Annotated in this window: 12 protein-coding genes and 1 tRNA gene; 6 read left to right on the top strand and 7 right to left on the bottom strand. The window is 54.0% G+C overall.

Translation table 11 applies throughout. The features are described from left to right. Positions 1 to 3 precede the first annotated feature (3 nt). The 3 genes from truC to syd form a co-directional block, all read right to left on the bottom strand. Positions 4 to 798 (bottom strand): tRNA pseudouridine(65) synthase TruC, encoded by a 795-nt coding sequence (gene truC / locus H650_RS18775; RefSeq protein ID WP_020456653.1) that lies wholly within the window; start codon positions 796 to 798, stop codon positions 4 to 6. Then, on the bottom strand, positions 798 to 1,127 hold the full coding sequence (locus H650_RS18770) for a YqcC family protein (protein ID WP_044489794.1): 330 nt from the start codon (positions 1,125 to 1,127) through the stop codon (positions 798 to 800). Before H650_RS18770 ends, truC begins: the two co-directional genes overlap by 1 nt. 631 nt (positions 1,128 to 1,758) lie before the next feature. Further along, complete coding sequence (gene syd / locus H650_RS18765; RefSeq protein WP_020456651.1) at positions 1,759 to 2,304, bottom strand: SecY-interacting protein; 546 nt, start codon at positions 2,302 to 2,304, stop codon at positions 1,759 to 1,761. A 69-nt stretch (positions 2,305 to 2,373) separates the two neighbouring features. Here syd and queF point away from each other — a divergent pair, with 69 nt between their 5' ends. The 5 genes from queF to xni all read left to right on the top strand — a co-directional run bounded on the left by queF (position 2,374) and on the right by xni (position 8,731). Further along, entirely contained in the window at positions 2,374 to 3,219 is an 846-nt protein-coding gene (queF, locus tag H650_RS18760; protein WP_020456650.1) for an NADPH-dependent 7-cyano-7-deazaguanine reductase QueF, read from the top strand. Between the two features lie 117 nt (positions 3,220 to 3,336). Beyond that, on the top strand, positions 3,337 to 4,701 hold the full coding sequence (gene ppnN, locus H650_RS18755; RefSeq protein ID WP_017458733.1) for a nucleotide 5'-monophosphate nucleosidase PpnN: 1,365 nt from the start codon (positions 3,337 to 3,339) through the stop codon (positions 4,699 to 4,701). Positions 4,702 to 5,153: 452 nt separating this feature from the next. After that, on the top strand, positions 5,154 to 6,443 hold the full coding sequence (locus tag H650_RS18750; RefSeq protein WP_020456649.1) for an HAAAP family serine/threonine permease: 1,290 nt from the start codon (positions 5,154 to 5,156) through the stop codon (positions 6,441 to 6,443). A gap of 58 nt (positions 6,444 to 6,501) precedes the next feature. After that, positions 6,502 to 7,869 (top strand): L-serine ammonia-lyase, encoded by a 1,368-nt coding sequence (locus H650_RS18745; RefSeq protein ID WP_020456648.1) that lies wholly within the window; start codon positions 6,502 to 6,504, stop codon positions 7,867 to 7,869. A gap of 109 nt (positions 7,870 to 7,978) precedes the next feature. Further along, positions 7,979 to 8,731: a flap endonuclease Xni gene (xni, locus tag H650_RS18740; RefSeq protein ID WP_020456647.1), complete on the top strand. Its 753-nt coding sequence runs from the start codon at positions 7,979 to 7,981 to the stop codon at positions 8,729 to 8,731. Positions 8,732 to 8,779: 48 nt separating this feature from the next. On the opposite strand, the gene puuE is transcribed toward xni, so the two are convergent. The 3 genes from puuE to H650_RS18725 are packed head-to-tail and all read right to left on the bottom strand — an operon-like array spanning position 8,780 to position 11,204. Further along, on the bottom strand, positions 8,780 to 9,721 hold the full coding sequence (puuE, locus tag H650_RS18735) for an allantoinase PuuE (protein WP_020456646.1): 942 nt from the start codon (positions 9,719 to 9,721) through the stop codon (positions 8,780 to 8,782). Positions 9,722 to 9,750: 29 nt separating this feature from the next. After that, positions 9,751 to 10,488, bottom strand: a complete 738-nt coding sequence (locus H650_RS18730) for an aspartate/glutamate racemase family protein (protein ID WP_020456645.1) — start codon at positions 10,486 to 10,488, stop codon at positions 9,751 to 9,753. Continuing rightward, complete coding sequence (locus H650_RS18725) at positions 10,488 to 11,204, bottom strand: GntR family transcriptional regulator (protein ID WP_020456644.1); 717 nt, start codon at positions 11,202 to 11,204, stop codon at positions 10,488 to 10,490. The genes H650_RS18730 and H650_RS18725 overlap by 1 nt, the downstream gene beginning before the upstream one ends. Before the next feature lie 146 nt (positions 11,205 to 11,350). Here H650_RS18725 and H650_RS18720 point away from each other — a divergent pair, with 146 nt between their 5' ends. Further along, complete coding sequence (locus tag H650_RS18720; RefSeq protein ID WP_020456643.1) at positions 11,351 to 12,823, top strand: NCS1 family nucleobase:cation symporter-1; 1,473 nt, start codon at positions 11,351 to 11,353, stop codon at positions 12,821 to 12,823. Between the two features lie 46 nt (positions 12,824 to 12,869). Here the strand turns inward: H650_RS18720 and H650_RS18715 are convergent. Further along, a tRNA-Asp gene (locus H650_RS18715) sits at positions 12,870 to 12,946 on the bottom strand. Positions 12,947 to 13,032 lie beyond the last annotated feature (86 nt).

Below are 13,032 nucleotides of genomic sequence, written 5' to 3'. Positions count from 1 at the left end.
TCATCACTCCTTGCGTGATTCCTGATTGCCCTCATCCTGGCGGCTCACTGGCAAGAACTCAACCCTTTCATTTTCAGGGAGAAGCCCGCGCCAGCCAAAGTGCGACAGCGCGCCCATCCAGGTTCCATCCAGCCCGGCGCGGATCGTTAACGGCTCGCCGGTAAAAGGGTGAGTGAGCGTTAACTGGCTGGCATGCAGCATCAAGCGGTTGCAGCCAAAGTGTTCCGCCGCGCTACGATTTTGCCGCAAATCGCCGTGTTTACTGTCGCCAATAATCGGATGGCGCAAATGCGCCAGATGGCGACGCAATTGGTGCTTGCGGCCCGTTTTCGGTTCCAGTTCAACCAGACCATAGCGCGTGGTGGGAAATTTGCTCGTCGCCACTGGCATTTCGCACGTTGCCAGCCCGCGATAGTACGTTACGGCTGGCTGCGCCTCTTTATCGGCACGGGCGAACTTGTCGGCCACTTTATCCAGCTCTTCTACCAGCGGATAATCCAGCAACGCCTCTTCCATTAGCCAGCCACGCACAATGGCGTGATAGCGTTTTTGAATCTGATGTTGCTCAAATTGCTGTGCTAAGCGGCGACCGGCCTCGCTGGATAAGCCCATTAACAACACGCCGGAAGTGGGCCTGTCGAGGCGATGGGCGGTAAAAACGTGCTGGCCGATTTGGTCACGTACCGTTTGCATGACCACCACTTTTTCATCGCGATCTAACCAGCTACGGTGAACCAGCCAGCCGGAAGGTTTATTCACCGCCACCAGCCACTCATCCTGGTAAATAATCTCCAGCATCAGGCGCTTTCGTCGCTGAACAGCGCATCGAGCTGCTGTAAATGCACCAGCATCACTTCACGGGATGGATGGGTCGCCTCAAGGGCAATTTCATAGTATGGCGCGATGGCGAATGCCTGCGGCAAAGGCTGTTGACTATCCAGCAGAGCGTGCATACGCGGAATAAGCACCCATTGCAGCCATTCGAATGGCTCAAGGGTATCCATGCAAAAAGGCTGCGTGCTTTCAAAGGCGCTTGCCGCTGGCGCGTTGGTTTGCCAAAGATTCTGTTCGCGCAGTTGCGCTTCGAGAAGATGAAGTTGCTCACGCACACGTTGATGTTGAGTCATATAAACCCCCGGAATAATCAGACTGGCGCGCAGCATACCAAAGAGCGGAACAAATAAAAAAAGGGAGCACTGTAAAAACAGTGCTCCCGGTTCGTTTCGCAGCAGTCCCGCTACTCGTATGCTCCCTGCTCATCCATGAAAACTTTTCCTGCGGTCTCCTGACCCGTTCATCCTTAAACAGCGCATCTTGCTCACACCACCCCGATGTGACTTGGCCTCATCCGTAAAGCGTGTCCTGGATCTTCCTGATCTGCCGGGTATCCTTACCGGCTCTCATTCTCCGTCCTGGAGGTGTCCGTTAACGCATTCCAGCGATGTCCCTTTGCTTCGTCCTGAAGCCTTTCCTTGCAGCACCGTCCTGGTGAGTCCTCGAAACAACATCATCCTGATGTACGCTTCGTTGTCAGACTCCGTGTCGACACAGATAGAATCACCGATTCCGTGACGTCTTACAAGAAGACTTAACACAAATTCAGCTTTGAATGAAACCATAGCAGGAAAAGGGTTTTAGATTAACCTCATGATTTATATTAATTATGAATGAGAAGGCGCATCAGAATTATGGAAAAAGACCTGGCGATCTCTTACAGGTCGTGTAAGAGATCTCTCACAAGATGAGTAGTATTGAGGATTACACAACGGGTTCGAGCTGGTCGAGGAATGCCGCGAGGCTTGGGGCGAGAACGGTGCGCTGACGCGTACCCAGCGTCTCTTTCACCACTTCGCCGCTCAGGTTACACAGCGAAATCACATCCAGTTCGCTGTCGAGCGTAGCAATAAAAAGTGTAGGCGATAACTTCAGTCTTTTTTGCGTAACCAGGTGACCAATCAGATTTTCCTGCATACGCACGAAGTCATCCTCACTCCACGTTTGCAGCAGCGTCAGCGTCAGTTCGCCAAAACGCGCGGTCATATCACCGGCAAATTGTGTGGTGTAAAAGGTATGGAGCGGCGTTTGTACCACAATTTCCATGGCCTGTTCAATTGGGTTTACATTTCGTTCTGGTACGAACGGTTTTGGCTGCCAGATAACGTATTTGTCGGTGGAAGAAATAATGCATGGCGAGGGAATACCGTAAAGCGCTTCGCTTTGCGGCCAGCTGTCTCGCTGTGTGTGCCACGCATTACAGTAACGTTCCGTAAAGGCTTTCAGGGCATGCGCCGTCTCTTTTTCCACCGATTTCTCTCTTCACATAAGCCAGGATAAACTCTGCGTCATAGTTTACCTGCAAAATGGCGATGAAACATGTCCTCTTATGATAACCATCAGGCGCTGGCTGGCCTGACGCTTGGCAAAACCACCGATTACCGCGACACCTATGACGCCAGCTTGCTGCAAGGCGTTCCCCGTTCGTTAAACCGCGATCCGTTAGGCTTAAAAGCCGACAGCTTGCCTTTTCGCGGCGCGGATATCTGGACGTTGTATGAGCTCTCCTGGCTCAATGCGAAGGGTTTGCCGCAGGTGGCGGTTGGCCACGTTGAGCTGGATCACGCCAGCGTCAATTTGGTGGAATCGAAAAGCTTCAAGCTCTATCTCAACAGTTTTAACCAGACACGTTTTGCCAGCTGGCAAGAGGTACACGACACGTTGCAACGTGATTTAAGCGCCTGCGCGCAAGGCACCGTGAACGTGGTGCTGTATCGCATTGATGAGCTGGAAGGGCAGCCGATTGCGCATTTCCCTGGGGTCTGTATCGACGACCAGGATATTGAGATCGCAAATTACGAATTTGACGCCGCGCTGTTAACCGATGCCGCCAGCGGAAAGGTTGTGGAAGAGACGCTGGTCAGCCATTTATTAAAATCGAACTGCCTGATCACCCACCAGCCAGATTGGGGCTCAGTGCAAATCCAGTATCGCGGCGCGCAAATCGACCGTGAAAAATTGCTGCGCTACCTGGTCTCTTTCCGTCATCACAATGAGTTTCATGAGCAGTGTGTCGAGCGCATCTTCACGGATATTCTGCGTTTCTGCCAGCCTGAAAGCCTGAGCGTGTACGCGCGCTATACCCGACGCGGCGGGCTGGATATCAATCCGTGGCGCACCAATACCGATTTTGTCCCTGCAACCGGTCGGTTAGTACGCCAGTAAATCACAACTTTTTATCGCTCTGCGCGGAAGATCCCACGCGACAGGTTGTTAAACGTCATAAGCCAGGGCTATTGTAATCACGGGAAAGATAAAATTTTCGTCCCGTAAGGAGTTCACTTGATTACACATATTAGCCCGCTTGGCTCAATGGATATGCTGTCGCAGCTGGAAGTCGATATGCTTAAACGCACGGCCAGCAGTGACCTGTATCAACTGTTTCGCAACTGCTCGCTCGCTGTACTGAACTCAGGGAGCCAGACCGACAGCAGCAAAGAGCTGCTCTCCCGTAACGAAAGTTTTGATATCAACGTGTTACGCCGTGAACGCGGCGTAAAGCTGGAGTTGATCAACCCACCGGAAGAGGCCTTTGTCGACGGGCGCATTATCCGCTCGCTGCAGGCCAACCTGTTTGCTGTTCTGCGCGACATTCTCTTCGTTAATGGTCAGATACATAACGCCGGACGCGTTCAGCATTTAAATCTGGAAAGCTCCATTCATATCACCAACCTGGTCTTTTCCATTTTGCGTAACGCCCGCGCGCTGCATGTCGGCGAAGCGCCGAGCATGGTGGTCTGCTGGGGCGGCCACTCGATTAACGAAACCGAGTACCTCTACGCGCGCCGCGTGGGAACCCAGCTTGGCCTGCGTGAGCTGAACATTTGTACGGGCTGTGGCCCAGGCGCGATGGAAGCGCCCATGAAAGGTGCCGCCGTCGGTCACGCGCAGCAACGCTATAAAGAGGGCCGTTTTATTGGCATGACCGAACCATCGATCATTGCCGCTGAACCGCCAAACCCGCTGGTCAACGAACTGATCATCATGCCGGATATTGAAAAACGTCTGGAAGCGTTTGTCCGTATCGCGCACGGCATCATCATCTTCCCGGGTGGCGTAGGCACGGCGGAAGAGTTGTTGTATCTGCTGGGGATTTTGATGAACCCGGCCAACAAAAACCAGGTACTACCGCTGATCCTGACCGGGCCAAAAGAGAGTGCGGACTATTTCCGTGTGCTGGACGAATTTATCGTTAACACGCTGGGCGAAGCCGCGCGACAACACTACACCATCATCATTAATGATGCAGCTGAAGTGGCGCGGCAGATGAAAAAAGCGATGCCGCGCGTGAAAGAGAACCGCCGTGAAACCGGGGATGCCTATAGTTTCAACTGGTCTATCCGTATCGCGCCGGATCTGCAGGTGCCGTTTGAACCGACGCACGAAAATATGGCTAACCTGAAACTTTATCCGGATCAGCCGGTAGAAACGTTAGCCGCGGATCTGCGCCGGGCGTTCTCAGGCATCGTGGCGGGTAACGTGAAAGAGCACGGCATTCGGGCGATTGAGGAGTTCGGCCCGTATAAAATTCATGGCGATAGCGACATGATGCGCCGTATGGATGACCTGCTACAGGGCTTTGTCGCCCAGCATCGTATGAAACTGCCAGGCAGCGCGTACATTCCTTGCTACGAAATCTGCGCCTGATCTTCCAGGGCGACGTATAAATCGCCCTTATACCTCGGATTTTTTCCCTGTATAACTCGCATGCCTATCACCAGCATATTCCTATGTTACAGCGCCCCTCAAATGCCGATAAATCACTGCGATAGCGGTTTTTTACAGGGCATTTATCGTCTTTCAGCGGTGTGCGTTTGATCGCAAATCTTGCTGGTGATAGCCTTCGCGCCCATAAATTTCATCTCTCGATCATTAAGCAGAGAGATGGTCTAAATATATCCACATAAAAAGTGATTTATTGCAATTGCGATCCCGATCACTGATAGAGTCATAACATAAATGTATCTTTCCGCCGCAAATAATTGCGGAAAGAAATTATAAAAAAACCGTGATTGACCGAATTTAATATTACCGCCAGCCTGTCAGGCATTGTATTCGCCCGTCATGCCAGCATTTTGCTTTTCCCAGGAGATTTATAAATGGAAACCACTCAAACCAGTACGCTGGCCACATCGGCTACACGAAGTTCATGGCGCAAAACGGATACCATGTGGATGCTGGGCCTGTACGGTACTGCCATCGGCGCTGGTGTACTGTTCCTGCCAATTAACGCCGGCGTTGGCGGTTTAATTCCGCTGATCATCATGGCCATCCTCGCTTTCCCAATGACTTACTTCGCACACCGCGGTCTGACTCGCTTTGTGCTGTCGGGTAAAAACCCGGGTGAAGACATCACCGAGGTGGTTGAAGAGCACTTCGGTATCGGCGCGGGTAAACTGATTACCCTGCTCTACTTCTTCGCTATCTACCCGATCCTGCTGGTCTACAGCGTGGCGATCACCAACACCGTTGACAGCTTTATGACCCACCAGTTGGGTATGACGCCGCCGCCGCGCGCCATTCTGTCGCTGATCCTGATTGTCGGCATGATGACCATCGTGCGTTTTGGCGAGCAGATGATTGTAAAAGCGATGAGTATTCTGGTGTTCCCGTTTGTTATCGCCCTGATGTTGCTGGCGGTTTACCTGATCCCGCAGTGGAACGGCGCAGCACTCGACACGCTGTCTTTGAACAGCACTTCCGCGACCGGTAACGGCCTGTGGATGACCTTGTGGCTGGCTATTCCGGTGATGGTGTTCTCCTTTAACCACTCGCCGATCATCTCCTCGTTTGCGGTAGCAAAACGTGAAGAGTACGGCAACGAAGCAGAGAGCAAATGTTCACGTATTCTGGCGTTCGCACACATCATGATGGTGCTGACGGTAATGTTCTTCGTATTCAGCTGCGTACTGAGCCTTTCTCCGGCTGACCTGGCATCGGCGAAACAGCAGAACATCTCGATTCTTTCTTACCTGGCAAACCACTTTAACGCACCGATCATCGCCTGGATGGCACCGATCATTGCGATGATCGCCATCACCAAATCTTTCCTCGGCCACTATCTGGGTGCGCGTGAAGGTTTCAACGGTATGGTGATCAAGTCCCTGCGTGGCAAAGGTAAAAGCATCGAAATCAACAAGCTGAACCGCATTACCGCGCTGTTTATGCTGCTGACCACCTGGGCTGTAGCAACCTGGAACCCGAGCATCCTCGGAATGATTGAAACTCTGGGCGGCCCGATTATCGCGATGATCCTGTTCCTGATGCCGATGTACGCCATCGCCAAAGTACCGGCAATGCGTAAATACAGCGGCAAAATCAGCAACATCTTCATTGTTATCATGGGTCTTATCGCTATCTCCGCGATCTTCTACTCTCTGTTCAGCTAATCTCTTTCGCGCCGCTCTCCACGGGCGGCGCGACTCTCATTGCAATGGATAATGCGTCATGATCAGCGTATTCGATATTTTTAAAATCGGCATTGGCCCTTCCAGCTCGCATACCGTTGGCCCAATGAAAGCCGGTAAACAATTCACTGACGATCTGATTGCTCGCCGCATGCTGCACGACGTGACCCGTGTAGTAGTAGACGTTTACGGTTCCCTCTCTCTGACTGGTAAAGGGCACCATACCGATATCGCTATCATTATGGGTCTGGCGGGTAACCTGCCGGATAGCGTTGATATCGATGCTATTCCAGGATTTATCCAGGACGTAAACACGCACGGCCGCCTGCTGCTGGCTAACGGCGAGCACGAAGTCGAGTTTCCGGTCGATCAATGCATGAACTTCCATGCCGATAACCTCTCGCTGCATGAGAACGGCATGCGTATTACCGCGCTCGCGGGCGACAGGGTTCTCTATAGCCAGACCTATTACTCCATCGGCGGCGGTTTTATTGTCGACGAAGAACATTTCGGCCAGACCAACAACGCGCCTGTCGCCGTACCTTATCCGTACAAAAATGCGGCGGATCTGCAACGTCACTGTCAGGAAACCGGGCTTTCACTCTCTGGTCTGATGATGAAGAACGAACTGGCGCTGCACAGCAAAGAGGAGCTGGAACAGCACCTCGCACGCGTCTGGGAAGTGATGCAGGGCGGTATTGAGCGCGGAATTACCACCGAAGGCGTGTTGCCGGGCAAATTACGCGTGCCGCGCCGCGCCGCGGCGCTGCGCCGTATGCTGGTCAGCAGCGATAACACCAGTAAAGATCCGATGCAGGTCGTCGACTGGATCAACATGTTTGCGCTGGCGGTTAACGAAGAGAACGCCGCCGGTGGTCGCGTGGTGACTGCGCCAACCAATGGCGCGTGTGGCATTGTGCCGGCAGTACTGGCTTATTACGACAAGTTTATTCGTCAGGTGAACGCGAATTCACTGGCTCGCTATCTGCTGGTCGCCAGCGCGATTGGCTCGCTCTATAAAATGAACGCCTCCATCTCCGGCGCGGAAGTAGGCTGCCAGGGCGAAGTGGGTGTTGCCTGTTCGATGGCCGCCGCAGGCCTTGCGGAACTGCTCGGCGCAAGCCCGGCGCAGGTCTGCATCGCTGCGGAAATCGGTATGGAACACAACCTCGGTCTGACTTGCGATCCGGTCGCAGGCCAGGTACAGGTTCCGTGCATCGAGCGCAACGCCATTGCGTCAGTAAAAGCGGTAAACGCCGCGCGTATGGCGCTACGCCGTACCAGCGAGCCGCGCGTATGCCTGGATAAAGTCATCGAAACCATGTACGAAACCGGAAAAGATATGAACGCCAAGTACCGCGAAACCTCACGCGGTGGGCTGGCGATGAAGATCGTGACCTGCGATTAAGCCCTGCCAGATGCCTCGTTTTGCGAGGCATCTTCCTGATTATCCCCCGCTTCATAGCCTCACGCCGCACGCGATGTTACCCTTAGGCACGATTTCAAGGAGGGTATCTGTGGCTCATCTGTTAATTGTCGACGCGCTTAATCTTATCCGCCGGATCCACGCGGTACAGGGATCGCCCTGTGTAGACACCTGCCTGCACGCGCTGGAACAAGTCGTTGTTCACAGCCAGCCGACGCACGCTGTGGCGGTATTTGATGATGAGGCTCGCAGCCAGGGCTGGCGTCACCAGTTATTACCCGACTATAAAGCCGGGCGACCGCCCATGCCGGAGACGCTGCATGCCGAGATGCCCGCTTTGCGCAGCGCTTTTGAACAGCGTGGCATTCGTTGCTGGGCCACGCCGGGTAACGAAGCGGACGATCTCGCCGCGACGCTGGCGGTAAAAATGGCGCAGGCCGGGCAGCAGGCGACAATTGTTTCCACGGATAAAGGCTATTGCCAGTTGCTTTCCCCAACCATTCGTATCCGCGATTATTTTCAGAAACGCTGGCTGGATGCGCCCTTTATCGCGCAGGAATATGGTGTCACGCCGCAACAATTGCCGGATTACTGGGGGCTGGCGGGGATCAGCAGTTCTAAAGTGCCAGGCGTTGCCGGTATTGGCCCGAAAAGCGCCACCCAACTGTTAAACACCTTCCCGACGCTGGAAGCGCTGTACGAGAATCTTGCGGACGTGCCGGAAAAGTGGCGGCAAAAACTGGAAGCGCATAAAGCAATGGCCTTTACCTGTCGCGATGTGGCGCGACTGCAAACGGATCTGCAACTGGACGGCAATTTACAACAGCTGCGGCTGACACGCTAAGTAAAGCCCGCTCGGTGGCGAGCTATTCGCTTTGCTTCAGTCCTTATTTCAGCCCTTATAAGGATGGTGCTTTAGCCAATGTTCGGCGATATCCTGGCGACGGCAGATCCAGACATCGCTGTGGCTTTGCACGTAATCAAGAAAACGCTGCAGTGCGCGAAAGCGCCCGGGCCGCCCGAGCAGGCGGCAGTGCATGCCAATCGACATCATCTTTGGCGCATACGCCCCTTCTTCGTACAACACATCAAAACTGTCTTTCAGATAGGTATAAAACTGTTCAGCGGTGTTAAAACCCTGAGCCGTGGCAAAGCGCATATCGTTGGCATCAAGCGTATACGGCACAATCAGATGCGGCTTCCCTTCCACCGTGGTCCAGAAGGGTAAATCATCGCCGTAATAGTCGCTGTCGTAGAGAAAATCGCCCTGCTCGACCACCAGCTTACGGGTGTTTGGGCTGTCGCGCCCGGTGTACCAGCCAAGCGGCTTTTTGCCAAACAGCGTTTGCAGGATCTCAATCGCCTGCTGCATGTGCTGGCGTTCGGTTTGAATATCAAGATCCTGATAATGGATCCAGCGCCAGCCGTGGCTTACCACATCGTAGTCTGCCGCTTTGATCGCCTCGACGATTTCCGGGTTACGCGCCAGCGCCATTGCCACGCCAAAAACCGTGAGCGGCAGGCCACGTTGCTGAAAAGCCTGATGAATACGCCAGAATCCTGCGCGCGATCCATACTCATACAGCGAGTCCATCGACATATGCCGCGCGGGATAGCTGGCAGCGCCAATAATATCTGACAAAAATTGCTCTGAACCCGCGTCACCATGCAGCACATGGTTCTCGCCGCCTTCTTCAAAATTAAGGACAAACTGGACGGCAATGCGCGCGCCACCCGGCCAGCGGGCATGCGGCGGTTTTCCCGCATAACCCGCCATATCGCGGGGGTAGTCGGCGGTGAAATGCCAGAAAGGTTTGTCCGTTGCTGATTGCATGCTGATTCGACCTCTTTACGGGGCCGCTTTCAGCAAAGCTGTTCGAAACATCCTGAAAGCGGCTTTTTATTGGGATACGCGAGATCGCCGTATTTGCTGGTGCCAAGCCCCAGCGAGAGAAGGGATTCCACCATCTTCACCGCGGCCGTAACGCCGTCGATCACAGGCATGCCAAGCTCTTGCGTCAACTCGCTGGCAAGGTTCGCCATGCCGCCGCAGCCCAGCACAATGGCACCGCTATGATCTTCCCGTTTAGCTTGTATACAACGTTCGCGTACCTTTTGCTGAGCAAGACCCGTGCCATCTTCCAGCGCCAGTACCGGTAAATCGATAGCATGCAGCGCGGCGCAGTGATGTTCGAAGCCATACTGGCGCAATAAATGACGGGCGATAATCACCGTGCGTGGCAGCGTGGTAACAATCGAGAACCGCGTCGCCACAAGCGTTGCCATGTGCATAGCCGCTTCAGCAATACCGATAACCGGCCCGCTCGCCAGCTCGCGCGCCGCCAGTAATCCGGGGTCACCAAAACAGGCAATCACGTGTCCCTGTGCGCCCTGGGTTTTACCCTGTTTGATTTGCTCCAGCACGCCAATCGCCGCAATGGCTTCATCAAAATGTCCTTCGATTGATTCCACACCCTGCGAGGGGCAACTGGCGAGAATGGTGGTGCCAGGCGACGCCACGCTGCGCGCCGCGCTGGCGATGGTAGCGGTCATTTCCGGGCTGGTATTGGGATTGATAACTTGTATACAAAACTGGCTCATCAGTGTTCTCCTGGCGCACCAAACAGGCGGGCGAAGTCAGGTACTGTCTCGCCGCTGCGCTCAAAGCGCAGGCTGGAAACAATGAGATCAAAGTGGTGGGCCATCGCATCACTGAGCCCCGGCAGATCCTTTTTACGCAGCAGCGTAACCAGTTGGTCATGATCGTCACAGCGGCAACCGCGCTGCCAGGGCGCGCCCCAGGCGGCTATCACCAGCGACGAACGCTGCGCCAGCGTGGTAATAATGTCAGTCACCACCGCATTACCGGAAATGGCCTGCAGCTGGATATGGAAAGCCGCAGAGTGGCGGATAGCCGCCGCGCCATCATGGTTTTGATGCGCCTCTTCTTCCTGCACGATGATGTTTTCCAGCCCGGCAAGGTGTGGCGGCTGAAGATGTTCCAGCACCAGCGGCAGGTTGGCGCATTCGATCATTTTACGGGTAGTAAAGATAGCTTTTGACTCTTCAACGCCAGGGTTGGCGACAAATGCACCACGTCTGGGCGTCATGGTGATCATTTGCACCGTCGCAAGGCGGGTTAAGACTTTGCGGATCCCGGTACGGCTGACGCCAAAAACTTCCGCCAGCGCCTCTTCCGGCAGTTTACTTCCCGGTGGCAATTGATGTTCAACGATGGCGGTCATTAACGATTGCCAAATGACATGCTCTTTATCTTCCAGATCTGCAGGGGTTCGCAGCCCTATTTGCTGGTTCATAGCGCAATTCCTTTGTTACTCAATTCATCTATTTTTGTATACACCGTTAATTTATTTTGTATACAAAAAATTAAAACCTGGCCTGGTTAATGCAATGAGGGATAGCAGACAACACGTCACTATCTGTATTCAGAGGAGCAGAATCCATGCCAAACCTTGAACCAAATTACGATGCCCGCTACAGCCCACGTCTGACCAATGAAGATTTAGCGCCGACCCGCCATCAGACCTGGAGCTGGTACAATATTTTCTCTTTCTGGATGTCCGATGTGCATAGCATGGGCGGCTATGTGGTCGCAGCCAGCTTCTTCGCCTTAGGGCTTGCCAGCTGGCAGGTGCTACTTTGCCTGCTGTTGGGGATCTGTATTGTGCAGCTGTGCGCAAACCTGGTGGCGAAACCGAGCCAAATGGCCGGTGTGCCGTATGCGGTGATCTGCCGTCAGGCATTTGGCGTATTCGGCGCGAATATCCCGGCGGTGATCCGCGGGTTGATTGCGTTTGCGTGGTACGGCATTCAGACCTATCTGGCCGCCAACGCGTTGATGCTGGTGATCCTGAAGTTTTGGCCCGCCCTTACTCCCCTGACCAACGGCCATTTCCTTGGCCTGTCACATTTGGGCTGGCTCTGTTTCGGTATTATGTGGGTGCTGCAAGCGCTGGTGTTCTGGCACGGGATGAGCGCGATTAAACGCTTTATCGATATCGCCGGTCCGGCGGTATACGTGGTGATGATGGCGCTGGCGGGATGGATCCTCTGGCAAACGGGTTTCGACGGCATCTCTTTTACCCTCGCCAGCAAACAATTGACGGCAGGTGAGCAAACCTGGCAGATGATCACCGCAACGGCGTTAGTGGTTTCTTACTTCTCCGGCCCGCTGCTCAATTTTGGCGATTTTTCCCGCTACGGTAAAAGCATGCAGGAGATCCGCCGCGGCAACCGCTGGGGACTGCCGTTTAACTTCCTGCTGTTTTCCATTGTCACAGTGGTGATTGTTTCCGGGACCCAATCGCTGTTTGGCAAGATGATTACCGATCCTATCGAAACAGTGAGCCATGTTGGTAGCAGCCTGGCGATGGCAATTGGCCTGCTGACGATGATCACCGCCACCATCGGCATCAATATTGTGGCGAACTTCGTCTCCCCGGCCTTCGATTTTTCTAACTGTTCCCCGCAAAAAATCAGTTTCCGTACCGGCGGGATGATCGCGGCGGTCGGCTCGGTACTGCTGACGCCGTGGAATTTGTTCCAGTCTCCGGAGTTGATCCACTACACGCTGGATGTGCTCGGCGCGTTTATTGGCCCGTTGTTCGGTATTTTACTGACCGATTTTTATCTGATTAAACGCGGAAATGTGTTTGTCGACGATCTGTTTACCGACTCGCCAAACGGGCGTTACTGGTACAAAAACGGCTTTAACCCGAAAGCGATTGCTGCGCTGGCGCCATCAGTGGCGGTTGGGCTGATTATTAGCTTTATTCCGGCACTGCATGAAGTGGCCAACTTTAGCTGGTTTATTGGCGCGTTCCTCGGGGCGGGATGCTACCGCTTTCTGGCGCGTAACGAACGCGAAGGTGTGAGCAGCACATTTACCGCTCAGCGCGTGGCGGCAAAGGAGTAGAAACGACGAAGGCCTGAATCATTGCTGATTCAGGCCTTCTGAATAGTGGCGGAACGGACGGGACTCGAACCCGCGACCCCCTGCGTGACAGGCAGGTATTCTAACCGACTGAACTACCGCTCCGCGTTGTGTTCCTGTTAGGGAACGAGGCGCATATTACGGATTGCACCTGATGTCGTCAACGCTTTTTCCATCGTTTTGAATTGTTT

Origin of the sequence: Enterobacter sp. R4-368 (assembly GCF_000410515.1) — a bacterium.
In the GTDB taxonomy this organism is placed as follows: domain Bacteria; phylum Pseudomonadota; class Gammaproteobacteria; order Enterobacterales; family Enterobacteriaceae; genus Kosakonia.
This window is presented reverse-complemented; position numbering and strand designations above follow the sequence as displayed.

Bases quoted from the DNA above. Each gene is read 5' to 3' on its own strand.
- H650_RS18750 (WP_020456649.1), top strand. From the start codon at position 5,154: ATGGAAACCACTCAAACCAGTACGCTGGCCACATCGGCTACACGAAGT.
- queF (WP_020456650.1), top strand. From the start codon at position 2,374: ATGTCCTCTTATGATAACCATCAGGCGCTGGCTGGCCTGACGCTTGGC.
- H650_RS18745 (WP_020456648.1), top strand. From the start codon at position 6,502: ATGATCAGCGTATTCGATATTTTTAAAATCGGCATTGGCCCTTCCAGC.
- H650_RS18770 (WP_044489794.1), bottom strand. From the start codon at position 1,127: ATGACTCAACATCAACGTGTGCGTGAGCAACTTCATCTTCTCGAAGCG.
- H650_RS18720 (WP_020456643.1), top strand. From the start codon at position 11,351: ATGCCAAACCTTGAACCAAATTACGATGCCCGCTACAGCCCACGTCTG.
- puuE (WP_020456646.1), bottom strand. From the start codon at position 9,721: ATGCAATCAGCAACGGACAAACCTTTCTGGCATTTCACCGCCGACTAC.
- truC (WP_020456653.1), bottom strand. From the start codon at position 798: ATGCTGGAGATTATTTACCAGGATGAGTGGCTGGTGGCGGTGAATAAA.
- H650_RS18725 (WP_020456644.1), bottom strand. From the start codon at position 11,204: ATGAACCAGCAAATAGGGCTGCGAACCCCTGCAGATCTGGAAGATAAA.
- H650_RS18730 (WP_020456645.1), bottom strand. From the start codon at position 10,488: ATGAGCCAGTTTTGTATACAAGTTATCAATCCCAATACCAGCCCGGAA.